The sequence below is a fragment of the Pseudomonas sp. GW822-FHT07A10 genome (assembly GCF_058798795.1).
This window is the reverse complement of sequence record NZ_JBXAKV010000018.1, coordinates 47,457-71,635: the sequence shown is the minus strand read 5'-3', so window position 1 is coordinate 71,635 and position 24,179 is coordinate 47,457. Positions and strand designations below refer to the sequence as shown.

Genomic DNA, 24,179 nt, shown 5'->3' with positions numbered 1-24,179 from the left:
CCGGATGCCCCTGCTTGTCTCATTTCTTCAAAATAAGAGCCGCAGCCTTATGGGCTGCTGCTCAGGTTAAAACTACGGCGCCGGTTGAAGCCTGCGCCGCAGCATCTACGGGTACAGCGGTTCTACGGGTACAGCAGCTGAATCACACGCCGCTTTGCAGCAGCATGTTACGGATGTGACCGATGGCCTTAGTCGGGTTCAGGCCTTTCGGACAAACGTTGACGCAGTTCATGATGCCCCGGCAGCGGAATACGCTGAACGGGTCATCCAGCGAAGCCAGACGCTCGGACGTCTTGGTGTCGCGGCTGTCTGCCAGGAAGCGGTACGCTTGCAGCAGGGCAGCCGGGCCCAGGAACTTGTCCGGGTTCCACCAGAAGGACGGGCACGAAGTCGAGCAGCAAGCGCACAGGATGCACTCGTACAGACCGTCGAGCTTTTCACGCTCTTCCGGGGACTGCAGACGCTCGATGGCCGGAGCCGGCGTGTCGTTCTGCAGGTATGGCTTAACCTTTTCGTATTGCTTGTAGAAGATGCTCATATCGACGACCAGGTCACGGATAACCGGCAAACCTGGCAGAGGACGAACGATCAGCTTGTTACCTTTTACGACGGCAGACAGCGGCGTGATGCACGCCAGACCGTTTTTGCCGTTGATGTTCATGCCGTCGGAACCGCAAACACCTTCACGGCAAGAGCGACGATAGGAGAAACCTTCGTCCTGCTCTTTGATCAGGGCCAGCACGTCCAGCACCATCAGGTCTTTACCACCGGTATCAACCTGGAATTCCTGCATGAACGGCGCAGCGTCCTGATCAGGGTTGTAACGATAAACACTGACTTTCAACATGGCGGCCACCCTTAATAAGTCCGAATCTTAGGTTCAAAAGTCGGAACAGTCTTCGGCGAGAAGTTCACTGCACGCTTGGCAACGCGCTTCTCACCCGGGAAGTACAGGGTGTGGCACAGCCAGTTTTCGTCGTCACGGTCTTCAAAGTCTTCACGGGCGTGAGCACCGCGGGACTCTTTACGTACTTCTGCAGCGATGGCGGTAGCTTCGGCCACTTCCAGCAGGTTCTGCAGCTCCAGCGCTTCGATACGCGCGGTGTTGAACGCCTGGCTCTTGTCGTTGATCTTGACGTTGGCGATACGGCCACGCAGATCAGCCAGTTGAGCAATACCCTTCTGCATGTATTCGCCGGTACGGAATACACCGAAGTAGTTCTGCATGCAGTTTTGCAGCTCGCGACGCAGGGTTGCCACGTCTTCACCATCGGTACGCTCGTTCAGAGCGGACAGACGCGACAGGGCCGCATTGATGTCGGCGTCGGTGGCGTCGTCGTATTCGATACCGTCGGTCAGCGCTTTTTCCAGGTGCAGACCGGCCGCACGACCGAAGACCACCAGGTCGAGCAACGAGTTGCCGCCCAGACGGTTGGCACCGTGAACCGATACGCAAGCCACTTCACCAACCGCGAACAGGCCCGGAATGATGGTGTCTTTGCCTTCGGCGTCCTGAGTGATCGCCTGGCCATGAATGTTGGTGGCAACGCCGCCCATCATATAGTGGCAAGTCGGAACAACCGGAACCGGAGCGACGACCGGGTCAACGTGCGCAAAAGTCTTGGACAGTTCGCAGATGCCTGGCAGACGGCTGTGCAGCACTTCCTCGCCCAGGTGGTCGAGCTTGAGCATTACGTGGTCGCCATTCGGACCGCAACCGTTGCCGGCGATGATTTCCTTAACCATCGAACGGGCAACCACGTCACGACCGGCAAGGTCTTTGGCGTTCGGAGCATAACGCTCCATGAAACGCTCGCCGTGCTTGTTGATCAGGTAACCACCTTCACCACGGCAACCTTCGGTTACCAGTACACCGGCGCCGGCGATGCCGGTCGGGTGGAACTGCCACATTTCGATGTCTTGTACCGGTACGCCGGCACGCAGCGCCATGCCAACGCCGTCACCGGTGTTGATCAGGGCGTTGGTGGTCGAAGCGTAGATACGACCTGCACCGCCGGTGGCCAGTACGGTGGCCTTGGCACGGATGTAGGTGGTTTCACCGGTTTCGATGCAGATCGCAATCACACCGACGAACTCGCCTTGACCGTTCTTTACCAGATCGACAGCGTAGTACTCGTTCAGGAACACGGTACCGGCTTTCAGGTTGCCCTGATAAAGGGTGTGCAACAGCGCGTGACCGGTGCGGTCGGAAGCGGCGCAAGTACGGGCAGCCTGCCCGCCTTTACCGTAATCCTTCGACTGACCGCCGAACGGACGCTGGTAGATACGACCTTGCTCGGTACGCGAGAACGGCATACCCATGTGGTCCAGCTCGTAAACGGCAGCCGGGCCTTCCTGACACATGTATTCGATAGCGTCCTGGTCACCGATGTAGTCGGAACCCTTGACGGTATCGTACATGTGCCAGCGCCAGTCATCGTTCGGGTCGGCAGACGCAATGGCGCAAGTGATGCCGCCCTGGGCCGATACGGTGTGCGAACGAGTCGGGAAAACCTTGGTGATCACGGCAGTCTTGTGACCGCCTTGTGCCAGTTGCAGCGCAGCGCGCATGCCAGCACCGCCGCCACCAATAATGATGGCGTCGAAAGAAATCGTTGGAATGTTAGCCATGGATCAGATACCCCAGAGAATCTGCACACCCCAGACGAAGTAAGCGAACATCGCAACGCCGCATACTGCCTGGAAAAGGAAACGTACTGCAGTCGCGGACTTACCCAGCGCCATCGGCGTCAGGTAGTCGGTCGCGATGGTCCACATGCCGACCCAGGCGTGAGCGCCCAGGGCCACAAGGGCCAGCAGACTGAAGATACGCATCCCGTTGTGGGCGAACAGGCCATGCCATTGGGCGTAGCCAATGCCAGGATTCGCAGCGAGGTATCCGATCAGGAAAATGAAATAAGCCGCGAGAACAACCGCAGACACACGTTGCGCCATCCAGTCATAGAGGCCCGAACGCGAAAGGTTCGTAACGCTGGTTACCATATCCAAACTCCTGCCAGAACGATCAACACCACGGAAACGGCGATGATAATTTTCGAGCCCAGGCGGCCGCCTTCCAGCGTCTCACCGATGCCCATGTCCATGATCAAGTGGCGCACACCGGCTACCAGGTGATACAGAAGAGCGGACAGGAGGCCCCATGCTACGAACTTGGCCAGCGGGCTGGTCAAGCATGCCTTCACCTCGGCAAAACCTTCCTCGGAACCCAGAGACTTGCCCAATGCATAAAGCATGAAGCCAAGGCCCAGGAAGAGGATGATGCCGGAAACACGGTGAAGAAACGACGTAACGCCGGTGATGGGGAGTTTGATGGTCCTTAGGTCTAGGTTTACAGGTCGTTGGCTTTTCACGGCTTTTTTTTCACACTGAAGAGCCCCTAACAATCAGGGCAAAGTTGTTGGGGAGTGCACTGGTCAGGTAACCACCACCCAGGGATGCGACCCCCAATAAAGCAGGCCCAAAAGCCCCTGGCGGTCGGTGGCCGAGTATAGACAGTTAGGCTACTAATGACAACGCGTTCACCTTCCCCTAATAGCGGATTGCACAAGTGACATAAAAGGCGTAAACGGCAGGCAATTTCGAGAAAAAAGTGCGGTTAAAGCCTTCTGGAGCAAGACTTTAGGCAAATTGACATTCGAATTTATCTCACTATAGTGGTGCGGGCCCTGCGTGGGGGGTCTGTCTGATGATTTCAAGCATAAATAGGAGGCCACATGGCTGACAAAAAAGCGCAGTTGATCATCGAGGGCGCAGCCCCCGTCGAGCTGCCCATTTTAACCGGCACCGTTGGTCCCGATGTTATCGACGTTCGGGGCCTGACGGCCACGGGCCGTTTCACCTTTGACCCTGGTTTCATGTCGACCGCCTCCTGCGAGTCGAAGATCACCTACATCGACGGCGACAACGGTATTCTGCTGCACCGCGGCTACCCGATCGAACAGCTGGCTGAAAAGTCGGACTACCTGGAAACCTGCTACCTGCTGCTCAACGGCGAGCTGCCGACCGCAGAACAGAAAGCCCAGTTCGTCGGCACCGTGAAGAACCACACCATGGTCCACGAGCAGTTGAAGACCTTCTTCAACGGCTTCCGTCGCGACGCCCACCCGATGGCCGTCATGTGCGGTGTAGTTGGCGCCCTCTCGGCGTTCTACCACGACTCCCTCGACATCAATAACCCGCAGCATCGCGAAATCTCCGCGATCCGCCTGGTTGCCAAGATGCCGACCCTGGCTGCAATGGTTTACAAGTACTCCATGGGCCAACCCATGATGTACCCGCGCAACGACCTGTCGTACGCGGAAAACTTCCTGCACATGATGTTCAACACCCCGTGCGAGATCAAACCGATCAGCCCGGTACTCGCCAAGGCCATGGACCGGATCTTCATCCTCCATGCCGACCACGAGCAGAACGCATCGACCTCCACCGTACGCCTGGCAGGTTCCTCGGGCGCCAACCCGTTCGCCTGTATCGCCGCCGGTATCGCTGCACTGTGGGGTCCTGCCCACGGCGGGGCGAACGAAGCCGTGTTGACCATGCTCGATGAAATTGGCGATGTCTCGAACATCGACAAGTACATCGCCAAAGCCAAGGACAAGAACGATCCGTTCAAACTGATGGGCTTCGGTCACCGGGTTTACAAAAACCGCGACCCACGCGCTACCGTCATGAAGCAGACCTGCGACGAAGTATTGAAGGAACTGGGCATCACCAACGATCCGCAACTCGAACTGGCCATGCGCCTGGAAGAGATCGCCCTGACCGACCCGTACTTCATCGAACGCTCGCTGTACCCGAACGTCGACTTCTACTCGGGGATCATCCTCAAGGCGATCGGCATTCCAACCAGTATGTTCACCGTGATCTTCGCCCTGGCGCGGACCGTCGGCTGGATCTCCCACTGGAAAGAAATGCTCTCCAGCCCGTACAAGATTGGCCGTCCGCGCCAGCTGTACACCGGCTACGAGTCGCGTGACATCACCCCGCTTGAAGACCGCAAATAAGACCTGTCTTGCGATAATGTCTTAAGTTGCACCGAGAACGGCCTCTATGTAGATAGAGGCCGTTTTTGTTTGTGCTCTTTGGTTGTGTGCATATCCGTTTCTTCGGTAACGGCGGCTTATGGTTTCGCTCTTACAGCGAGTCACTTTCGAAAAGCGCGAAAGTAACCAAAGCGCTCTTGCTCCTTTCGTTCGGTGCCTCGCCTTGGCTCGGCATGCCCTCGCTCCGGTCCTGCTCCGTGGGCCCGCCGCCATCGGCCATCCATGGCCGGGGGCGGCTAACCCGGCATCCATGCCGGGTTGCCCACTGCGCAGAACCTCCACTCGGCCTCTCGAGGGGGCGTGCACCTCAAAAGCAAAGCGAGGCGGCCTACCGGCCGACCTAGCTTCAAATGAACGCGTTCCCCCGTAGGAGTTGCCGAAGGCTGCGATCTTTTGATCTTGATCTGGCTTTTGATCTCACTCTGCCCGCCCCTTTTTCAAAGTGACTCGCTGTAAGAGCGAAACCGCCAGCCGGCGTTACCGCAGAAACAGATATGTACACACAAAGGGCGATAACCGCCCAATAAAAATGCCCCGATCTCTCGACCGGGGCATTCGTGTCAGCGCAGCTTATATATAAGAAGCCTTAGTGCGAAACCGCCCCACTCGCCCCCAACCCGGTCTGCGAACGGACAAACTGCGGGAAGAACAGCGCCCGCTCATTGTCAGCCGCAGTAGATTTGTCAGTGATCGAGAAGAACCAGATCCCGATAAAGGCAATGATCATCGAGAACAGCGCCGGGTATTCATACGGGAAGATCGCCTTCTCGTGACCCATGATCTGCACCCAGATGGTTGGCCCCAGCACCATCAAGCCAACCGCACTGACCAGCCCCAACCAACCGCCGATCATCGCACCGCGAGTCGTCAGTTTCTTCCAGTACATGGAAAGCAGCAGCACCGGGAAGTTGCAGCTCGCCGCGATGGAGAACGCCAGGCCCACCATGAACGCGATGTTCTGCTTCTCGAACAGAATGCCCAGGCCAATCGCCAGCACCGCCAAAGCGATGGTGGTGATTTTCGAGACGCGGATTTCATCCCTCTCGTTGGCCTTGCCCTTCTTGATCACGCTGGCATACAGGTCATGGGACACTGCCGAGGCACCGGCCAGGGTCAGGCCAGCCACCACCGCCAGAATGGTCGCAAACGCCACCGCCGAGATGAAGCCCAGGAACACACTGCCACCCACCGCGTTGGCCAAATGCACCGCCGCCATGTTGTTGCCGCCCAACAGCGCGCCTGCCGCATCTTTAAAGGCCGGGTTGGTGCTGACCAGCAGGATCGCGCCGAAGCCGATGATGAAGGTCAGGATGTAGAAGTAGCCAATGAAGCCGGTTGCATACAGCACACTTTTACGTGCTTCTTTCGCGTCGCTCACGGTGAAGAAGCGCATCAGAATGTGCGGCAGGCCAGCGGTACCGAACATCAGTGCCAGGCCGAGGGAGAACGCCGAGATCGGGTCTTTCACCAGGCCGCCCGGGCTCATGATTGCTTCACCTTTGGCGTGAACCTTGATCGCCTCGGAGAACAGCGTGTTGAAGTCGAAGTTGACGTGTTTCATCACCATCAGCGCCATGAACGAGGCACCGGACAACAACAGCACCGCCTTGATGATCTGCACCCAAGTGGTCGCCAGCATGCCGCCGAACAGCACGTACAGGCACATCAGGATACCGACCAGGATCACCGCAACGTGGTAGTCCAGGCCGAACAGCAGCTGAATCAGCTTGCCGGCACCGACCATTTGCGCGATCAGGTAGAACGCCACCACCACCAGCGAACCGCACGCCGACAGCGAGCGGATCTGGGTTTGCCCCAAGCGATAGGACGCCACGTCGGCAAAGGTGTACTTGCCCAGGTTACGCAGGCGTTCGGCGATCAGGAACAGAATGATCGGCCAACCCACCAGGAAGCCGATCGAATAGATCAGGCCGTCGTAGCCGGAGGTGAACACCAGGGCGGAAATACCCAGGAAGGATGCCGCGGACATGTAGTCACCGGCAATTGCCAGACCGTTCTGGAAACCGGTGATCTTGCCACCCGCCGCATAGTAGTCGGCGGCCGACTTGTTGCGCTTGGACGCCCAATAGGTGATGCACAAGGTTGCCCCGACGAACACCACGAACATCATGATCGCGGATACGTTGAGCGGTTGTTTCTGCACTGCACCCGTCAGGGCCTCAGCCGCCCAGGCGCCCGGTGCAAAGGCTGCGATGCTCAAGAGAGCGATTAGACGCCGGATCATTGCTGAGCCTCCTTGAGAATCGCATTGTTCAAGTCGTCGAATTCGCCGTTGGCGCGTCGTACGTAGATGCCAGTCAGGACAAAGGCCGAAACAATCAGCCCGACACCGATCGGAATGCCCCAGGTTATCGAAGACTCGGGGCTGATCTTTGCGCCCAGAATATGCGGCCCGTAAGCGATCAAAAGGATGAATCCGGAGTACAGCCCAAGCATGATCGCTGAAAGAATCCAGGCGAATCGTTCCCTCTTGCTAACCAGCTCCTTGAAGCGCGGGCTGTTTTGAATCGAGAGGTAAATGCTGTCGTTCATTGTTTTTATCCTCGCAGCACAGATTTTAGTTGGAACGTTATCCACTCTATGCGGCTGCCGGAGAGGTTCCAGACGACCTTAGTATTAGAACGACATGACGGCTTCTCCCCCGCCGAATTCCCACAGAAAGCAAAAAGCCCCTTGGCATTTAAGCCAAGGGGCCTTGGGAGGTGCTGACCAGACGCTTCAGCTCAAATCATTTGGTCCATTCGGCAACGCGATCCGGGTGTTTAGCCACCCAGTCTTTCGCTGCGGCTTCAGGCTTGGCACCGTCCTGAATCGCCAACATGACCTGGCCGATTTCGTCTTTCGACGCCCACTGGAAGTTCTTCAGGAACTTCGCGACTTCAGGCGCTTTGGTTGCCAGTTCTTTACTGCCGATGCTGTTCACGGTTTCAGCTGCGCCGTAAACGCCTTTCGGGTCTTCCAGGAAGCGCAGTTTCCACTTGGCGAACATCCAGTGCGGCACCCAACCGGTGACGGCAATGGATTCGTTTTTCTTCTCGGCACGGGTCAGCTCGGCAATCATGCCGGCGCCGGAACTGGCCTTGAGGGTGTAATTGTCCAGACCGTAATCCTTGATGGCCTGATCGGTCTTGAGCATCACACCTGAACCGGCGTCGATGCCGACGATACGGCCCTTGAAGCTCTCGTCGGTTTTCAGGTCCGCAATCGACTTGGCCTTGACGTACTCCGGCACGATCAGACCGATTTTCGCATCCTTGAAGTTCGGGCCGTAGTCGACGACCTGATCCTTGTTCTTCGCCCAGTATTCGCCGTGAGTCACAGGCAGCCACGCCGACAGCATGGCGTCGAGTTTGCCGGTGGCCACACCTTGCCACATGATCCCGGTGGCAACCGCTTGCAGTTTCACGTCATAACCGAGTTTCTGTTTGATCACTTCAGCAGCCACGTTGGTCGTGGCGACGCTGTCCGACCAGCCGTCCACATAACCGATCGTTACTGCCTTGCCTTCAGCGCTGGCTACGGTAGAACTGATTGCCAGCACCAAAGCGGCACCTGCGCCCAAGAGTCGTCGCATCTTCATCGTTACTTCCCCGAAAGTGCTGCACTCGACGGATGCCGAGTCGCTCAACGTATTTTTATGGTGCACAGCGCCCCCATCACGCCGACCGCAAACTCGCTCGATTATCAGTGGAGTACTGACGTGTCGATCATCAACCTGACGCCAACAGTGACCTGCTCTGCCAGCGACCTCAAGGCATCGAGAAACGACATCAGAAGGCCATTAATCGCGACCGCTAAAAATGCATAGGCCATCCCGCCTGAACTTTGCATGTCAAAACCAAGCAGCCCACCAAGCGTAGGCCAAATGCAGGTAACATGCCCGGCTTTGCTCCCAGACGGCCTGAACATGCCCGCGACATCACGCTTTCCTTTTTTGGCTTATCTTTTTGCTTGCCTGCTGGGGCTGTTTGCCCTCGGCGGCTTCTGGTACGGCCTCGGCAAACCGGTGATCCTGCCGGACGTGGCCAGCGCAACGCACAAGCTGCAATGCGCCTCCTACACCCCGTTCGACAAGGACCAATCGCCATTCGACGTGCCGTTCAAACTGCGCCCCGAGCGCATGGACGCCGACCTCGCCCTGTTGGCGACCCGATTCGAATGCATCCGCACCTATTCCATGACCGGCCTCGAAGCCCTGCCCGACCTGGCGCGCAAGCACGGCCTGAAGCTGATGATCGGCGCCTGGGTCAACAGCAACCCGGTGGACACCGCCAAGGAAGTCGACCTGCTGATCGCCTCGGCCAATGCCAACCCGGATGTGGTGACCTCGGTCATCGTCGGCAACGAAGCCCTGCTGCGCAAGGAAGTCACCGGCGCGCAACTGGCAACGCTGATCAATAAAGTCAAAAGCCGGATCAAGCAACCAGTGACCTACGCCGACGTCTGGGAGTTCTGGCTCAAACACCCGGAAGTCGCCCCGGCAGTGGATTTCCTGACCATCCATTTATTGCCGTACTGGGAAGACGATCCGTCGAACATCGACGCCGCGCTGCAACATGTGGCTGAAGTGCGCCAGGTGTTCGGCAACAAGTTCGCGCCCAAGGACGTGATGATTGGCGAAACCGGTTGGCCGAGCGAAGGTCGTCAGCGCGAAACGGCGCTGCCGAGCCGGGTCAATGAAGCCAAGTTCATTCGCAGCTTTGTGATCATGGCCGAGCAGCAAGGCTGGCATTACAACCTGATCGAAGCGTTCGACCAGCCCTGGAAACGTGCCAGCGAAGGTGCGGTGGGCGGTTATTGGGGACTGTTCGATGCCGATCGCCAGGACAAGGGCGTGCTCGCCGGGCCGGTCTCGAACGTGCCGTACTGGTCGCAATGGCTGGCGGTGGGTGGCTTGATCTTCATCGGCACGCTGATCCTCGGCGGTCGGGTTCGCAGCACCCGCGCAGCGTTGGTGCTGCCACTGCTCGGTGCCCTGGCGGCCTGCTCGATTGGCGCCTGGGGCGACCTGGCCCGCGTCACCACCCGTTTTGCCAGTGAATGGTTGTGGGTAGCGTTGCTGACGGGGTTGAACCTGTTGGTGCTGGCCCATGCCGCGCTGACCTTGAGCGCCCGCACCGGTTGGCGTGGGTGCGCCTTCAATGCACTCGAACGTCGAGCCGGCTGGTGGCTGGCCGCGACAGGTTTTGCCGCGGCGGTGATGATGCTGGAACTGGTGTTCGACCCGCGTTATCGCAGCTTCCCGAGTGTCGCCTTCATCCTGCCGGCACTGGTGTACCTGTGCCGGCCGGTGAGCGTGCCTCGTCGGGAAATCGCCGTGCTGACCTTCATCATCGGCGCCGGCATTGCGCCGCAGCTGTTTCGTGAAGGTCTGCAGAATCAGCAGGCTTGGGGCTGGGCGCTGGTGAGTGTGTTGATGGTCGCGGCGTTGTGGCGCAGCTTGCGGGTTCGCAAAGGGTAATCAACACAGCAAGATCAAAAGATCGCAGCCTGCGGCGGCTCCCACAGGGAAACGTATATCCCCGTGTAGGAGCCGCCGCAGGCTGCGATCTTTTTTATGCCCGAACCAGACGCAAAGCAGCAATCACCACCGCAAACACCGCCAACGTGGTGGTGTACAACGCCAGCGCCGGAAACCCGAGCACCAGCGCCAATACCGCCAACCACCACCCTGCCCGCCCTGGCAGCACAAAACCGGTCACGGCTGCCGCCACTGCCGCCCAGCCCAACACCTTGAAATGAATCATCAAACCCAGGTTCGAACGCACCTGGCATTCCCAGCGACTGGCCTCGTCAACGCAGATGCCGACCCATTGAGCATCCTCCATGAAGCCATAACGCGCGCCATAACTGGCGGCCAGCCACAATGGCAGAAGAACGAGCAGCAGAATCACAGGCAGACGGCGGGACATGAAGCACTCCAATAAACGAAATCGGCCGCCAGCTTAATCCCCCGCCCTTGGTAAGCAAATAACATCAATTAACTGTTCATGAAATAACTGCAAAGTGTATCGTCCCGCTACCGTTGCTCCGAAATCAGGCCTGTTTACGGCCGATGCATGGCACTTTGGCCCAAATCCGATGGTCATAGCCTGCGAACTTCATCTGGCACCTTCCTCTAAGGGATCTAGTCATGCTCCGTTCCTTGCGCTTCGCCGCCCTGTTTGGCGGCTTGCTTTTAAGTGCGTCCGTACTGGCGGCCGATATTGACGCCGCCAGTTATGGCTACCCCCTGACCAACCCGTTCGAGGCGACCATCGCCACGACACCGCCCGACTTGCGCCCGGAATTGCCGCTGGATGAAGACATCAATCAGTCGGACCGCAGTGTCACGATGCGCCCGGAGCGTGAGTTCAATCTGCCGGACAACTTCTGGCCGGTGAAAAAACTCACCTATCGCATCGCCACGCAGGATCATGCCGCACCGTTGATCTTCCTGATCTCCGGCACCGGTGCACGCTATGACAGCACCCTCAACGAATACCTGAAAAAGCTCTATTACAAGGCCGGCTATCACGTGGTGCAGCTGTCGTCGCCCACCAGCTTCGACTTCATGAGCGCCGCCTCGCGCTTCGCCACCCCGGGCGTGACCAAGGAAGATGCCGAAGACATGTACCGGGTGATGCAGGCTGTGCGGGCGCAAAACCCGAAACTGCCGGTCACCGATTATTTCCTGACCGGTTATAGCCTCGGCGCCCTGGATGCGGCTTTTGTTGCACACCTGGACGAAACCCGTCGCAGCTTCAACTTCAAGAAAGTCTTGCTGCTCAACCCGCCGGTCAACCTTTACACCTCGGTCACCAACCTGGACAAGCTGGTACAGACCGAGGTCAAGGGCATCAACAACACCACCACTTTCTATGAGCTGGTGCTGGGGAAACTGACCCGTTACTTCCAGCAAAAGGGCTACATCGACCTCAACGATGCCCTGCTCTACGACTTCCAGCAGTCCAAGCAACACCTGAGCAACGAGCAGATGGCGATGCTGATCGGCACTTCGTTCCGTTTCTCGGCGGCGGACATCGCCTTTACCTCGGACCTGATCAACCGTCGCGGCCTGATCACACCACCGAAATTCCCGATCACCGAAGGCACAACCCTCACGCCGTTCCTTAAACGCGCGCTGCAGTGCGACTTCGACTGCTACATCACCGAGCAGGTTATCCCGATGTGGCGCGCCCGCACCGACGGTGGCAGCCTGCTGCAACTGATCGATCAGGTCAGCCTGTATGCACTGAAGGACTACCTGCACGACAGCCCGAAAATCGCCGTCATGCACAACGCCGACGACGTGATCCTCGGCCCTGGCGACCTGGGCTTTCTGCGCCGCACCTTTGGCGACCGCTTGACTGTTTATCCATTGGGCGGCCATTGCGGCAACCTCAACTATCGCGTCAACAGCGACGCCATGCTGGAGTTTTTCCGTGGCTAAATACCTCCTGCTGATCGCAGCGTTACTCTGTGCAGGCGTCGCCAATGCCGACAACAGCAAAGCCAACGCCCCAGTGGTGATCGATAAAGACGGCTTCAAGGAACCGCTGAGCAAACTCAAATTCAACCCGGGGCTGGACCAGCGAGAGTTCGAACGCTCATCGCTCAACGCACTGAACGTCTATGACCCGCTGGAAGAGTGGAACCGCCGCGTCTACCACTTCAACTACCGGTTCGACGAATGGGTGTTCCTGCCCGTGGTCAACGGCTATCGCTACGTCACCCCAAGTTTCCTGCGCACCGGCGTCAGCAACTTCTTCAACAACCTCGGTGATGTGCCGAACCTGGTGAACAGCCTGCTGCAATTCAAGGGGCAGCGCTCGCTGGACACCACCGCTCGCCTGCTGCTCAACACCACCATCGGTGTCGCCGGCCTGTGGGATCCGGCCACCGCCATGGGCCTGCCGCGCCGCAATGAAGACTTCGGCCAGACCCTGGGCTTCTACGGCGTACCGGGCGGCGCCTACCTGGTGCTACCGATCCTCGGCCCGTCGAACCTGCGTGACACCGCAGGCCTGGCGGTCGACTACACCGGCGAATCGGCGATCAATTTCCTGAACGTGTCCGAAGTCAGTTCCAACCACCCGGAAATCTGGGTACTGCGCGGCATCGACAAGCGCTATCAGAACGGCTTCCGCTACGGGCAGATGAACACACCGTTCGAGTATGAAAAAGTGCGTTACGTGTATACCGAGGCGCGCAAGCTGCAGATCGCCGAGTAACTTCGTCGGCAACAAAAAAGGCCATTCGATTTGCGTCGAATGGCCTTTTTCATGCGCGGCGTATCAAACACCAGCTCCCAGAGTTTCAGGCTTTCACCATTTTCCAGAGCTTGCCTACCGCCATCACCCCCGCCAACACCGCCGCGCCCGCGACAATCCCGGCCACCGCATTGAGCAACGTCGGCACGATAAACCCGGCCCCACCAGACGCTGCGGTGACACTCTCGATCCAGTGATGAACCACCGGCACGCCATGGGTCAGAATCCCGCCGCCAACCAAAAACATCGCCGCGGTGCCGATCACCGACAGGCTTTTCATCATGTACGGCGCTGCACGCAGAATCCCGCCGCCGATGCTTTTGGCCATTTGCCCAGGCTTCTGGGTCAGCCATAGACCGAGGTCATCGAGTTTGACAATGCCGGCCACCAGGCCATAGACGCCGATAGTCATGACGACGGCGATGCCCGAGAGCACGATCACTTGCTGGGTCAGCGAAGCGTCAGCCACAGTGCCCAAGGTGATGGCGATGATTTCCGCCGACAAAATGAAGTCGGTACGAATCGCCCCTTTGATCTTGTCCTTCTCGAACGCCACCAGATCGACTGCCGGATTGGCCACGGCCTCGACCAACTCTGCGTGTTCAGCCTGATCTTCGGCTTTGCTGTGCAGGAATTTGTGGGCGAGTTTTTCGAAGCCTTCGAAGCACAGGTAAGCGCCACCGACCATCAGCAACGGTGTGACCAGCCACGGAATGAACGCACTGATGGCCAATGCCGACGGCACCAGGATCAGCTTGTTGAGAAACGAGCCCTTGGCGACTGCCCATACCACCGGGATTTCCCGTTCGGCACGCACGCCGGAAACCTGCTGGGCGTTGAGCGCCAGATCGTCGCCCAGTACACCGGCGGTCTTCTTCGCGGCCATTTTGGTCATCAACGCTACATCGTCCAGTACGGTGGCGATGTCGTCGATCAGCACCAGCAAACTGCTTCCTGCCATGAATCGGGTTTCCTTCTTGAATGAATGGTGCGCAGCATAACGCGACCCGAGGCCACACGGGGCATTCTTGAGCGTCGCGCGAGGCCGGTGCTACCATGCGCAACCGCCAGAACAGGCAAGGAACCCCTTGGTTTATGAGCACTATCCGCGAGCGCAACAAAGAACTGATCCTGCGTGCCGCCAGTGAAGAATTTGCCGACAAGGGCTTCGCTGCGACCAAAACCAGTGACATCGCGGCCAAGGCCGGGCTGCCCAAGCCTAACGTCTATTACTACTTCAAATCCAAGGAAAACCTCTACCGCGAGGTCCTGGAAAGCATCATCGAGCCCATCCTGCAAGCCTCGACGCCGTTCAACGCCGACGGCGTGCCCAGCGAGGTGCTCAGTGGCTACATCCGCTCGAAAATCCGCATCTCCCGCGACCTGCCCTTCGCCTCCAAGGTGTTCGCCAGCGAAATCATGCACGGCGCCCCGCATTTGAGCCCCGACCTGGTCGAGCAGCTCAACGGCCAGGCCAGGCACAACATCGACTGCATCCAGACCTGGATCGACCGCGGCCAGATCGCCCCGATCGACCCCAACCACCTGATGTTCAGCATTTGGGCCGCGACCCAGACCTACGCCGATTTCGACTGGCAGATTTCTGCAGTGACCGGCAAGGCCAAGCTGGATGAGGCTGATTATGAGGCGGCGGCACAGACGATTATCCGGTTGGTGCTCAAGGGGTGTGAGCCGGACTGATAGCGGCCCAGGATCAATGCCGACTCGGCAGTCCATGAAAACTGCCGGTCGGGATTGCATGTTTGCGCCCTCTAAACCTTCGGCAGCGGATTCAACGCCACGGCTGCCCTGGGTTTTCTGAAGAAGATCCAGTAGACAATCGTGAGGATCAGCAGGAAAGGCACACCGAATACCAAGGTCATTTTGAAGGCATCGGTGAAGTAGGTGGTGATCATCACCGCGCCCATCAGCAGCAGCCCCAACAGCGTGGTGTACGGGAACAGGCGCATGCGGAAGGACAGTTTCCGTTCACCGTTGCGCTCGTGGTAGCGACGGAAACAGTAGTGGGTCAGGAAGATCATGAACCAGGTGAAGATCGCGCCGAACATCGAGATCGCCATCATCAAGGTGAAGGAGCTTTCCGGGTACAGCACATTGAGCAACGTTGCCAGGGCAATGCCGGAACTCGACAGCAACAAGGCATTCAGCGGGATTCCGGTCTTGCTCAACACCCCCATGGACTTGGGTGCATAACCACCGCGGGACAGGCTGAACATCATGCGGGTGGTGATGTAGAGCTGACTGTTCATCGCCGACAACGCTGCAATCAGGATCACGAAGTTCATCACGCCGGTTGCGCCGGGAATGCCGATGGTCTGCATGACGGTGACGAATGGGCTCTGCGCTTGACCGGCCTGGACCCACGGCACAATCGCCAGCATCAGGGCCAGGGTCAGCAGGTAGAACACCACCAGCCGCACGATGGTCGCGCGAAAGGCCTTCTTCACCGCCCGCTCCGGGTCCTGCGCCTCGCCGGCGGCCACTGCGATCATTTCCACGCTCAGATAGCTGAAGATCGAGACGATCACCGCAATCCACATGCCTTGCAGACCATTGGGAAAGAAGCCGCCGTGGGCGGTGTAATTGTGCACGCCGTAATCCGCGTTGCCGGAACCGAACACCACATACACCGCGAGGATGATGAAGCCGACAATCGCACCGATCTTGATGGTCGAGAACCAGTACTCGAAGGTGCCGAAGGTTTTCACGCTGATGGCGTTGAGCACGATCAGCATGCTCGAGAACGAAACAATCCAGATCCATTCCGGTACATTGGCGAACCAATACTTCATGTACATCGCCACCGCCGTCACTTCCGTGCCCACTGCCAGCACAATCGCCGCCCAATAGGCATAGCGCACCAGGAACCCGGCCAATGGGCTGACATAGAATTCGGCATAGGCGCCGAACGAGCCGGAGGTCGAATGGGCCACCGTCATTTCCGCCAGACAGCCCATCAACAGCAGCGTGATGATCGCGCCAATCGCATAGCTGAGCAGCACGCTCGGCCCGGCATAACCAATGGCGTAGGCACTGCCCATGAACAGCCCGGTGCCAATCGCACCGCCAATGGCGATCATGCTCATCTGACCCGAGGTGAGCTGGCGCCTGAGGCCCTGCTCACGCTTGGAGATGTTTTCAAAACCGGCGTTATCGGTCATTTTTCTTTCCTCTGAATATTGTCTTTCTTGAAGAGAGCAAATCGTTTGGGTTGCCGGTGGAGATCAGCCACGGATCAGAAAATATTCAGCGGATACTCGATGATCACCCGGACTTCGTTGTTGTCGGTGGTGTCCGCCCGGGCCACCTGGGCGGTGGAACGTATACTGGCCTGGCGCACACGTATCGACAGGTCCTTGGCCTTGCCCTCCTGCACCACGTAGCGCGCTTCAATGTCACGCTCCCAGCGCTTGCCGTCACTGCCGTAACGTCCATAGGCACCATTGGGGCCGCCGTCGTAGTGGCTATCGTCGATATGGTCACCGCTCACATAGCGCGACATGAAGCTCAGGCCCGGCACGCCAAAGGGCGCCATGTCCAGGTCATAACGCAGCTGCCAGGAACGCTCATTAGGCGCGTTGAAGTCGAGGATCTGTACCGAGTTGGCAAGGAATATCGAGGTGCCCGGCTGCTGATCGAAGCCGAGATAATCGAACGGTTCATCGCCATCGACCCGTTGGTAGGCCAGGGTCAAGCGGTGCGCACCCACCTTGTAAGCGGCGGCCAGCGACCAGGTGGTGTTGTCGATCTTGCCGGCCAGGCGCTGGCCATAGTCGTTGGTGCGATAGAGGTTGAAATCCAGATTCAGCGACTGGTTTTCGCTCAGGGCATAGCTGTAGTTGGCGTTGGCGTAGTACTGCCGCCAGATATCAGCGAACTGCGAACCGTACAGGCTGACGCTCAATTGATCGCTCAGGGCATAGCTGCCGCCCAGATAATCGACGCTGCGGGTTTCCACCCCGGCATACAGCGCCTTGAGGGCGCCATCGTCGTTGGTCGACGCACTGTCATTGCCCGAGGTGAAGTGCCCGGCATCGAGTTGCAGTCCTTTCAACTCGCTGCTGGTCAGCTGGAAACCATTGGCGTAGGTGGTGAACAGGCGCGCCGAACCGGTGCCGAACACCGGGTTGAGCGGTGTCAGGTTGCCGTACTTGAGTTCGGTCTTCGAGATCCGCGCCTTGAGCGCGCCACCCGCTTCGGAATACTCATCCTCGGCGCGTCCATCGGAATCGACCGGCAACAAACCGGTGCCGGTACGCCCCCTGCCGCTGTCGAGCTTGAGCCCCAACTGCGCGTAGGCGTCGACTCCGAAACCCACTGTGCCCTGGGTATAGCCGGAACGGTAATCGAGCATAAGTCCGTGGGCCCACTCCTCCCGATAGTTCTGGCCGCCCGGGTTGTTGAGGTTGTTGCGGTAGAAATAGAAATTGCGATGGGTCAGGGTCAGGCTGCTGTCTTCAACGAATCCATTGTCGGGTGCGGCATGGGCCACTTGGCCGAGACAGCTGGTAATGGCGAGCGGCAAGGCGGGCCAAAGGGACAATTTCATTCTGCGTGTTCCTTATTATTGTGTTTTCACAGAAGTGCTTATCGGAGGCGACCGAAGCCCTGCTGCCGGGAAATTCGCGGCAGCAAGACAAAGGCGTCGGGGGGTATCAGGTGACGCTGTGGCGGATCTGGAATTGCTCTTGCGACCAGGTTTTCTGATCAAGTATTTCGCCGAGGATCTGCACCGCATCCCAGACCTCGGTGAAGCTGGTGTACAGCGGGGTGAAGCCGAACCGCATGATCCGCGGCTCGCGGTAATCGCCGATCACGCCACGGGCGATCAAGGCCTGGATCACCGCATAACCCTGGGGATGTTCGAAGCTGACATGGCTGCCACGTTTGGCGTGTTCGCGTGGAGTGACCAGGGTCAGCTCATGAGCGGCGCAGCGCTGCTCGACCAACTGGATGAACAGGTCCGTCAGCGCCAGGGACTTGCTGCGCAGGCTGGCCATGTCGGTCTGGGCGAAGACATCCAGACCACACTCGATCATCGCCAATGAAGTGATGGGCTGGGTGCCGCACAAATAGCGGGCGATTCCGCTGCTCGGCTGGTAATGCGACTCCATGGCGAACTGCCGCGAATGACCAAACCAGCCGGACAGCGGTTGCGCCACCAGATCGCACAACTCAGGGGAAACCCAGACGAAAGCTTGCGAGCCCGGACCGCCATTGAGGTACTTGTAGGTGCAACCGATGGCGTAGTCGGCGCGCGCCTGATGCAGGTCGACCGGCACCGCCCCGGCGGAATGCGCCAGGTCCCAGATGGCCAGCGCGCCACATTCATGGGTCAGCGCGGTCAGGGCCTGCATGTCGTGCATGTAGCCAGTCTTGTAGTTGACGTGGGTGAGCATGACCACCGCGGTGTCCTGGTCAATCGCTTGCGCCAGCTTTTGCGGGCTGTCGACCAGACGCAGGCTGTAGCCCTGCTGCAGCATGTCCGCCAGACCTTCGGCGATATACAGGTCAGTCGGGAAGTTGCTGGTCTCGCTGACGATCACCCGCCGCGTCGGCGCCCGCGTGGCCTGCACACGCAGGGCGGCGCTGAGCACCTTGAACAGGTTGATCGAGGTGGTGTCGGTCACCACCACTTCGCCGTCACCGGCGCCAATCAGCCCCGCCAGTCGATTGCCCAGACGTTCAGGTAAATCGCGCCAGCCAGCGCTGTTCCAACTGCGGATCAGGCCATTGCCCCATTCATCGGCGATCACTGCCTGAGCACGCGCCAGCGCTGCGACCGGGCGCGCGCCCAGGGAGTTGCCGTCGAGATAGATCACGCCTTCAGGAAGCGCAAACTGCTGACGCAGAGGGGCCAGAGCGTCCTGCGCATCAAGCGCCAGACAATCGTTTCTTGTAGTCATTGGGTGTCCTGCTTTTTTGAAAGAAGTGCCGTCCGGGCAAATCGCGGTAGTCGGGTGTGAGTGTCGTGTTTCAGGCGTTATTTGCGCCTTCACGGTGAGGAAATAATGAACGAAGCTTTAGAGAATTTTCGTGCAAAGTAAGCGGCCATCTAGTATTTATCTCGTAGAAAATTCGAATCCAACGCCAAATATCGAGGATTTATTCTAACCATGACTCTCGACCCGACAGACCTGCGGATCCTGCATCTCTTGCAACGTGACGGCCGTATCAGCAACCACGAAATGGCAGAGAAGGTCGCACTGTCGCCGTCGGCCTGCTTGCGCCGTTTACGCTTGCTGGAAAGTGAAGGAATCATCACCGGCTATCGCGCGATGCTGAACGCAGAGAAGCTGGGAGTCGAACTGGAAGCCATCGTCCATGTGTCATTGCGACAGGACGTCGAGGACTGGCACGAGACCTTCATCAAGAAGGTCCAGTTGTGGCCGGAAGTGGTCACCGCCTACGTGATTACCGGGGCGAGCAATTATGTTCTGCGGGTCCAGGCACGCAACGTCAAACACTTCTCCGACTTCATCGTCAACCAACTGAACCGCACGGCGGGGGTGACTGATATCCGCTCGGAAATCGTGTTGCAGAAAATCAAGGAGCGGGAGACGTTGCTTGATTTGGTGGTGCGTAAGTGAGCCGCCGGGATATTCAGACCCCGCGCATGCGCCGGGCTTCGTTACGCTGCAAGGTCATGCTGGGGGACTCGTCGAACAACTTGCGGTATTCGGCGGAAAAACGTCCCAGATGCGTAAAGCCCCAGCCCATGGCAATCGCAGAAATATTGCGCGCCGAGCCGTGTTCGAGGATTTCCTGGCGCACAGCGTTCAACCGATACTTTTTCAGGTAGACCATCGGCGACAGGGCGAAGTACTTCTTGAACGCCTCGCACAGCTTGAAACGCGAGACCCCGGCCGCGACCTCGATATCCTCCAGGTGCAAGGCTTCGCGAGCATTGTCGTGAATGTATTGCTTGGCCCTGATCAGGTAGTGCGGCAGTTTCACGCCGAGCACGTTGCGCAATTCTTCGGAGTAGTTGTTCGGCTGGGCGAGGATCAAGCCTTTGATCAATGAGCTTTCGATGTCCCGAGTGAAGACCACCTGTTCGTACAGTTCATTGCTGCGTTCCAGCTCCGCGATGAAATAACGCGCCATGCGCCACCACGAGGCCGACGCGCCGTCCACCGCATCCATCACCGGCTCGAAACGCAGCGGCGTATCCAGCGGTCGCTGCAGCATGCCCTCCAACGACTCGCTCATGGCGACGCGGGTGATCACCACCTGAACTTTGCGGCAGTCGCCGGAGATCGCCAGCATCTGGTTCTCGTTCGGGGAAATGATCACCCCTTGATCGCGGTTGGATTTCGACACGCTGCCGTTCTTGCTCAGCTCCTGCTCGCCCACCAAAGGCAAACTCAGGCTGTAACTGCTGAAGTGCTCGGCGTCTTCGATATCGATGGTGACATCGGTGCCGTATGAGAGCGTGCCCAGGGTCGTGGCCATCGACTTGAACACATTGGCGCTGTGATGAAAGCGGATCCGCTCGGGCGTCGAAGTCTGCAGGCGGTGCGGCCCGCAGATACCAGACATCCAGCTCCTTGCACCCTCGAGGTCATAGTGATCGATACGGATGTCGCGAAACTGCGGATCAGCGTTGCTACTCATCACGGCGCACCCACGGCAAAGGCTATTGAACTATCGGCAAGGCCCGATCCTTGGCCATACGCATCCGGTAAAAACCGAAGATGATCAACACCCACACCGGTATGGCGAAGACTGAAGCGCGTATCCCTGGAATCATCAACATGACGCAGACGATCATGGCCATGAAGGCCAGGCACAGGTAATTGCTGTAAGGGAACCAGAACGCCTTGAAGCCCGGCACGATACCTCGCTGGCCCATGATTTTGCGAAACTTCAGGTGCGTCAGGCTGATCATCGCCCAGTTGATCATCAGCGATGCGACCACCAGTGCAAAGAGCAACTCAAGCGCTTCATGCGGGGCGAGGTAGTTAACCAGCACGGACAGCATGGTGATCAACGCAGATACACCCAGCGCCAGTAGAGGCACGCCCTGCTTGTTCAGTTTCATCAGCGCCTTGGGTGCGTCGCCCTGTTCGGCCAGGCCATAGAGCATGCGGCTGTTGCAGTAGACGCCACTGTTATAGACAGAGAGCGCTGCGGTGAGCACCACGAAATTGAGGATGTGCGCTGCGGTGTCGCTGCCGATCAAGGAGAAGATCTGCACGAACGGGCTGCCGCTATAGGCATCGCCCGAAGCGCCCAGTGTCTGCAGCAGTTGATCCCACGGATACAGCGACAGCAACACGGTGAGTGCGCCGACGTAGAAGATCAGCACGCGATAAACCACCTGGTTGATCGCCTTGGGAATCACCTTACCCGGCTCGCTGGCTTCAGCGGCGGTGATACCGACCAGTTCCAGACCGCCGAAGGAGAACATGATGAACGCCATGGACATCAGCAATCCGGTGGTGCCGTTGGGAAAGAAGCCGCCGTGACTCCACAGATTGCTGACCGAGGCCTGCGGGCCGCCTGTTCCGCTGAACAACATGTAGCAGCCCAGGACAATCATGCCAATGATCGCGACGACCTTGATGATTGCGAACCAGAACTCCATCTCGCCGAAGACTTTGACGTTCATCATATTGATCAAATTGACCAGGACGAAGAACACCGCCGCGCTGACCCAGGAGGGGACTTCCGGCCACCAGAACTGCACGTACTTGCCGACAGCCGTCAACTCGGCCATGCCCACCAGCACATACAACACCCAGTAGTTCCAGCCGGACAGAAAGCCGGCATAGCCGCCCCAGTATTTGTGGGCGAAATGACTGAAGGAGCCGGCCACCGGTTCCTCGACAATCATCTCGCCCAGCTGGCGCATGATCAGAAAGGCGATGAAGCCAGCAATCGCATAGCCGAGGATCATCGACGGCCCGGCCGATTTGAGGACTCCGGCAGAGCCGAGAAACAACCCGGTACCTATCGCTCCACCCAATGCGATCAGCTGAATATGACGATTTTTCAGCCCTCGCTTGAGTTCGCCTTGCCTCAAGATTTCATCCGCCATCTGGTTACCTTCTAATTGTTATGGTCAGGCATGGTTTGAATGCGTCAATTTACTCAATTGCCGCTCGGTTTAAGCATTCAGACATCATTCTCGGTAAATTAAAGCGTTGAGCGCACTCGCCACAACTCCGGGAACAGCACGGTATCGAGCATCTTGCGCAGATAACCGACACCTTCAGTGCCACCGGTCCCTGGTTGAAAGCCGATGATCCGCTCGACCGTGGTCACATGCCGGAAGCGCCATTGACGGAACGAGTCCTCAAGGTCGATGAGTTTCTCCGCCAGCTGATAGAGATCCCAATAACGCGAAGGGTCGGTGTAGACCACGCGCCAGGCGGCTTCGACCGACGCATCATGCGCCGTCGGACTGCTCGGATCGCGCTCGAAACGCTGTGGGTCGATGGTCAAGCCTGCGCTGGCCATCAAGCGAATCGCCTCGTCATACAGCGACGGTGTGGCGATCGCCTTTTCAAGCGCCTGCAACAGTTCCGGCCGATGCGCGTGGGGGCGCAACAGGGTCGCGCTTTTGTTGCCCAGAATGAATTCGATCTCGCGGTACTGGAACGACTGGAAGCCCGATGACTGCCCCAGAAACGGCCGTATCGCGTGGTACTCGGTGGGTGTCATGGTGGCCAGCACCGTCCAGGCATGCACCAGTTGATCAAAAATCCGCGAGACCCGCGCCAGCATCTTGAACGCGGGCGGCAATTCTCCCTGTCGAATGTGTTCACGAGCGGCTTTGAGCTCGTGCAACATCAGCTTCATCCACAGCTCTGACGTCTGATGCTGGATGATGAACAGCATCTCGTTATGGTCCGGAGATAACGGGTGCTGTGCGCTGAGAATGCGCCCCAGATCCAGATAGTCGCCGTAGCTCATGGAGTCGGAAAAATTTAGCTCGGCGTTATGCCATTCTTCCGTCTGGTTTGCAGGTGAATAGGGGCATTGGCTCATTGAGTTGGCTCCTCAAGTTGCGGTTTATTCAGTGGACGCAAAATTGCCCTGACCGGACTGGCGTCCAGATGGGCAAAACGCAGCGGCAGCGCGATCAATTCATAGTCCCCTTCCGGGACGTCATCGAGCACGATGCCCTCGAGGATGGCCATGCCATGTCGGGCTACGGCATTGTGCGAATCCATGGTTTTGGATTGCTGAGGGTCCAGCGATGGCGTATCGATACCGATCAAGCGCACACCGAGGTTCGCCAGCAGGTCGACGGTTTCTTTGGCGACGGCGGTGAAATCCGGATCCCAGACGCTCAATGGCGCTTGTCCCCAGGTGCGCAGCAGCACCCGTTCAGGCAGGTCTTGCAAGCGACCTTCAAGCTGCTCGGGGTGTACCAGCCGGCCGCTATTCAGGCAATGCAACACACGGCAAGGCCCCATATAGACATCGAGTGACACATCGCCAATGGCCGCGCCATCAGCGCTGTAATGCAGCGGCGCGTCGACATGGGCCCCCGTGTGAGGCGACAGGGTGATTCGCCCGACATTTACCGGACACTCGGGTCCGAACGTCCAAACGCGCTCTTCCTGGAAAGGTGTATCACCCGGCCAGGTAGGTGTAGCGGTGCTCAGAGGCGGGCTGATATCCCACCACGACAGTGTTGTTTTCATTGTAAAGCTCTCGGCCTGTTCCGAGAGAATGATACGAGTGATACCTATGAATTTTCTTGCGAAAATATTCGGCAACAGCCAAATGTTTCGCACAAAATTCTAAAAAAACGGAATTTACCGGATGGAAATTTCAACGGAGAAAGCAGGCAGCTAAAAAGCTGTTT

General features: G+C 58.3%; 22 protein-coding genes. 6 read left to right on the top strand and 16 right to left on the bottom strand.

All coding sequences use genetic code 11. The features are described 5' to 3' along the window. Window positions 1-142 precede the first annotated feature (142 nt). The 4 genes from AC1RL4_RS25215 to sdhC are packed head-to-tail and all read right to left on the bottom strand — an operon-like array spanning window position 143 to window position 3,371. A complete protein-coding gene (locus AC1RL4_RS25215) occupies window positions 143-847 on the bottom strand; it encodes a succinate dehydrogenase iron-sulfur subunit (RefSeq protein ID WP_007936040.1) in 705 nt (234 codons plus the stop codon). Window positions 848-858: 11 nt separating this feature from the next. Continuing rightward, window positions 859-2,631 (bottom strand): succinate dehydrogenase flavoprotein subunit, encoded by a 1,773-nt coding sequence (gene sdhA / locus AC1RL4_RS25210; protein WP_019579623.1) that lies wholly within the window; start codon window positions 2,629-2,631, stop codon window positions 859-861. Between the two features lie 3 nt (window positions 2,632-2,634). Further along, entirely contained in the window at window positions 2,635-3,003 is a 369-nt protein-coding gene (gene sdhD, locus AC1RL4_RS25205; protein WP_003210573.1) for a succinate dehydrogenase, hydrophobic membrane anchor protein, read from the bottom strand. Continuing rightward, window positions 2,997-3,371: a succinate dehydrogenase, cytochrome b556 subunit gene (gene sdhC, locus AC1RL4_RS25200; RefSeq protein WP_015096190.1), complete on the bottom strand. Its 375-nt coding sequence runs from the start codon at window positions 3,369-3,371 to the stop codon at window positions 2,997-2,999. The genes sdhD and sdhC overlap by 7 nt, the downstream gene beginning before the upstream one ends. A 363-nt stretch (window positions 3,372-3,734) precedes the next feature. On the opposite strand from sdhC, the gene gltA reads away from it, so the two are divergent. Then, window positions 3,735-5,024, top strand: a complete 1,290-nt coding sequence (gltA, locus tag AC1RL4_RS25195; RefSeq protein WP_018925105.1) for a citrate synthase — start codon at window positions 3,735-3,737, stop codon at window positions 5,022-5,024. Between the two features lie 625 nt (window positions 5,025-5,649). Here the strand turns inward: gltA and AC1RL4_RS25190 are convergent. From AC1RL4_RS25190 to AC1RL4_RS25180, 3 genes are all read right to left on the bottom strand, one after another. Then, on the bottom strand, window positions 5,650-7,308 hold the full coding sequence (locus AC1RL4_RS25190; protein WP_096479732.1) for a cation acetate symporter: 1,659 nt from the start codon (window positions 7,306-7,308) through the stop codon (window positions 5,650-5,652). Further along, window positions 7,305-7,616, bottom strand: a complete 312-nt coding sequence (locus AC1RL4_RS25185) for a DUF485 domain-containing protein (protein WP_007939152.1) — start codon at window positions 7,614-7,616, stop codon at window positions 7,305-7,307. The genes AC1RL4_RS25190 and AC1RL4_RS25185 overlap by 4 nt, the downstream gene beginning before the upstream one ends. A gap of 196 nt (window positions 7,617-7,812) precedes the next feature. After that, window positions 7,813-8,664 carry a glycine betaine ABC transporter substrate-binding protein gene (locus AC1RL4_RS25180; protein ID WP_018925103.1) on the bottom strand — a complete coding sequence of 284 codons (852 nt, stop codon included), beginning with the start codon at window positions 8,662-8,664 and terminating at the stop codon, window positions 7,813-7,815. Between the two features lie 285 nt (window positions 8,665-8,949). Between AC1RL4_RS25180 and AC1RL4_RS25175 the strand changes: the two genes are divergently transcribed. Beyond that, on the top strand, window positions 8,950-10,545 hold the full coding sequence (locus AC1RL4_RS25175; protein WP_096479731.1) for a glycoside hydrolase family 17 protein: 1,596 nt from the start codon (window positions 8,950-8,952) through the stop codon (window positions 10,543-10,545). Between the two features lie 94 nt (window positions 10,546-10,639). On the opposite strand, the gene AC1RL4_RS25170 is transcribed toward AC1RL4_RS25175, so the two are convergent. Beyond that, window positions 10,640-10,996: a hypothetical protein gene (locus AC1RL4_RS25170; protein WP_019579618.1), complete on the bottom strand. Its 357-nt coding sequence runs from the start codon at window positions 10,994-10,996 to the stop codon at window positions 10,640-10,642. A gap of 221 nt (window positions 10,997-11,217) precedes the next feature. Between AC1RL4_RS25170 and AC1RL4_RS25165 the strand changes: the two genes are divergently transcribed. Continuing rightward, window positions 11,218-12,516 carry a serine protein kinase PrkA gene (locus AC1RL4_RS25165; protein ID WP_019579617.1) on the top strand — a complete coding sequence of 433 codons (1,299 nt, stop codon included), beginning with the start codon at window positions 11,218-11,220 and terminating at the stop codon, window positions 12,514-12,516. Then, complete coding sequence (locus AC1RL4_RS25160; RefSeq protein ID WP_018925098.1) at window positions 12,509-13,297, top strand: MlaA family lipoprotein; 789 nt, start codon at window positions 12,509-12,511, stop codon at window positions 13,295-13,297. Before AC1RL4_RS25165 ends, AC1RL4_RS25160 begins: the two co-directional genes overlap by 8 nt. 85 nt (window positions 13,298-13,382) lie before the next feature. Here AC1RL4_RS25160 and AC1RL4_RS25155 read toward each other — a convergent pair whose 3' ends face one another. Next, entirely contained in the window at window positions 13,383-14,297 is a 915-nt protein-coding gene (locus AC1RL4_RS25155; protein ID WP_230174795.1) for a DUF808 domain-containing protein, read from the bottom strand. Between the two features lie 134 nt (window positions 14,298-14,431). Between AC1RL4_RS25155 and AC1RL4_RS25150 the strand changes: the two genes are divergently transcribed. Beyond that, entirely contained in the window at window positions 14,432-15,037 is a 606-nt protein-coding gene (locus AC1RL4_RS25150) for a TetR/AcrR family transcriptional regulator (RefSeq protein ID WP_007939160.1), read from the top strand. Between the two features lie 71 nt (window positions 15,038-15,108). On the opposite strand, the gene AC1RL4_RS25145 is transcribed toward AC1RL4_RS25150, so the two are convergent. From AC1RL4_RS25145 to kynU, 3 genes are all read right to left on the bottom strand, one after another. Then, entirely contained in the window at window positions 15,109-16,518 is a 1,410-nt protein-coding gene (locus AC1RL4_RS25145; RefSeq protein WP_019579615.1) for an amino acid permease, read from the bottom strand. Window positions 16,519-16,592: 74 nt separating this feature from the next. Further along, window positions 16,593-17,906, bottom strand: a complete 1,314-nt coding sequence (locus AC1RL4_RS25140) for an OprD family porin (RefSeq protein ID WP_230174797.1) — start codon at window positions 17,904-17,906, stop codon at window positions 16,593-16,595. A gap of 106 nt (window positions 17,907-18,012) precedes the next feature. Further along, on the bottom strand, window positions 18,013-19,263 hold the full coding sequence (kynU, locus tag AC1RL4_RS25135) for a kynureninase (protein WP_230174799.1): 1,251 nt from the start codon (window positions 19,261-19,263) through the stop codon (window positions 18,013-18,015). Window positions 19,264-19,473: 210 nt separating this feature from the next. On the opposite strand from kynU, the gene AC1RL4_RS25130 reads away from it, so the two are divergent. Next, window positions 19,474-19,947 (top strand): Lrp/AsnC family transcriptional regulator, encoded by a 474-nt coding sequence (locus tag AC1RL4_RS25130; protein ID WP_007939165.1) that lies wholly within the window; start codon window positions 19,474-19,476, stop codon window positions 19,945-19,947. 13 nt (window positions 19,948-19,960) lie between these two features. On the opposite strand, the gene AC1RL4_RS25125 is transcribed toward AC1RL4_RS25130, so the two are convergent. The 4 genes from AC1RL4_RS25125 to kynB form a co-directional block, all read right to left on the bottom strand. Next, on the bottom strand, window positions 19,961-20,974 hold the full coding sequence (locus AC1RL4_RS25125; protein WP_230174800.1) for an AraC family transcriptional regulator: 1,014 nt from the start codon (window positions 20,972-20,974) through the stop codon (window positions 19,961-19,963). Window positions 20,975-20,996: 22 nt separating this feature from the next. Continuing rightward, window positions 20,997-22,400 carry an amino acid permease gene (locus tag AC1RL4_RS25120; protein ID WP_019579611.1) on the bottom strand — a complete coding sequence of 468 codons (1,404 nt, stop codon included), beginning with the start codon at window positions 22,398-22,400 and terminating at the stop codon, window positions 20,997-20,999. 98 nt (window positions 22,401-22,498) lie between these two features. Then, window positions 22,499-23,353, bottom strand: a complete 855-nt coding sequence (kynA, locus tag AC1RL4_RS25115; RefSeq protein WP_230174802.1) for a tryptophan 2,3-dioxygenase — start codon at window positions 23,351-23,353, stop codon at window positions 22,499-22,501. Next, window positions 23,350-24,015, bottom strand: a complete 666-nt coding sequence (kynB, locus tag AC1RL4_RS25110) for an arylformamidase (protein ID WP_096479728.1) — start codon at window positions 24,013-24,015, stop codon at window positions 23,350-23,352. The genes kynA and kynB overlap by 4 nt, the downstream gene beginning before the upstream one ends. Window positions 24,016-24,179: the final 164 nt, after the last annotated feature.

Coding starts and splice junctions, on each gene's coding strand:
- AC1RL4_RS25155 (WP_230174795.1), bottom strand. CDS start 14,297: ATGGCAGGAAGCAGTTTGCTGGTGCTGATCGACGACATCGCCACCGTA.
- sdhD (WP_003210573.1), bottom strand. CDS start 3,003: ATGGTAACCAGCGTTACGAACCTTTCGCGTTCGGGCCTCTATGACTGG.
- AC1RL4_RS25215 (WP_007936040.1), bottom strand. CDS start 847: ATGTTGAAAGTCAGTGTTTATCGTTACAACCCTGATCAGGACGCTGCG.
- AC1RL4_RS25125 (WP_230174800.1), bottom strand. CDS start 20,974: ATGAGTAGCAACGCTGATCCGCAGTTTCGCGACATCCGTATCGATCAC.
- AC1RL4_RS25120 (WP_019579611.1), bottom strand. CDS start 22,400: ATGGCGGATGAAATCTTGAGGCAAGGCGAACTCAAGCGAGGGCTGAAA.
- AC1RL4_RS25165 (WP_019579617.1), top strand. CDS start 11,218: ATGCTCCGTTCCTTGCGCTTCGCCGCCCTGTTTGGCGGCTTGCTTTTA.
- kynB (WP_096479728.1), bottom strand. CDS start 24,015: ATGAAAACAACACTGTCGTGGTGGGATATCAGCCCGCCTCTGAGCACC.
- AC1RL4_RS25190 (WP_096479732.1), bottom strand. CDS start 7,308: ATGATCCGGCGTCTAATCGCTCTCTTGAGCATCGCAGCCTTTGCACCG.
- AC1RL4_RS25150 (WP_007939160.1), top strand. CDS start 14,432: ATGAGCACTATCCGCGAGCGCAACAAAGAACTGATCCTGCGTGCCGCC.
- AC1RL4_RS25170 (WP_019579618.1), bottom strand. CDS start 10,996: ATGTCCCGCCGTCTGCCTGTGATTCTGCTGCTCGTTCTTCTGCCATTG.
- AC1RL4_RS25145 (WP_019579615.1), bottom strand. CDS start 16,518: ATGACCGATAACGCCGGTTTTGAAAACATCTCCAAGCGTGAGCAGGGC.
- kynU (WP_230174799.1), bottom strand. CDS start 19,263: ATGACTACAAGAAACGATTGTCTGGCGCTTGATGCGCAGGACGCTCTG.
- kynA (WP_230174802.1), bottom strand. CDS start 23,353: ATGAGCCAATGCCCCTATTCACCTGCAAACCAGACGGAAGAATGGCAT.
- AC1RL4_RS25140 (WP_230174797.1), bottom strand. CDS start 17,906: ATGAAATTGTCCCTTTGGCCCGCCTTGCCGCTCGCCATTACCAGCTGT.
- AC1RL4_RS25175 (WP_096479731.1), top strand. CDS start 8,950: ATGCAGGTAACATGCCCGGCTTTGCTCCCAGACGGCCTGAACATGCCC.
- gltA (WP_018925105.1), top strand. CDS start 3,735: ATGGCTGACAAAAAAGCGCAGTTGATCATCGAGGGCGCAGCCCCCGTC.
- AC1RL4_RS25180 (WP_018925103.1), bottom strand. CDS start 8,664: ATGAAGATGCGACGACTCTTGGGCGCAGGTGCCGCTTTGGTGCTGGCA.
- AC1RL4_RS25185 (WP_007939152.1), bottom strand. CDS start 7,616: ATGAACGACAGCATTTACCTCTCGATTCAAAACAGCCCGCGCTTCAAG.
- sdhA (WP_019579623.1), bottom strand. CDS start 2,631: ATGGCTAACATTCCAACGATTTCTTTCGACGCCATCATTATTGGTGGC.
- AC1RL4_RS25130 (WP_007939165.1), top strand. CDS start 19,474: ATGACTCTCGACCCGACAGACCTGCGGATCCTGCATCTCTTGCAACGT.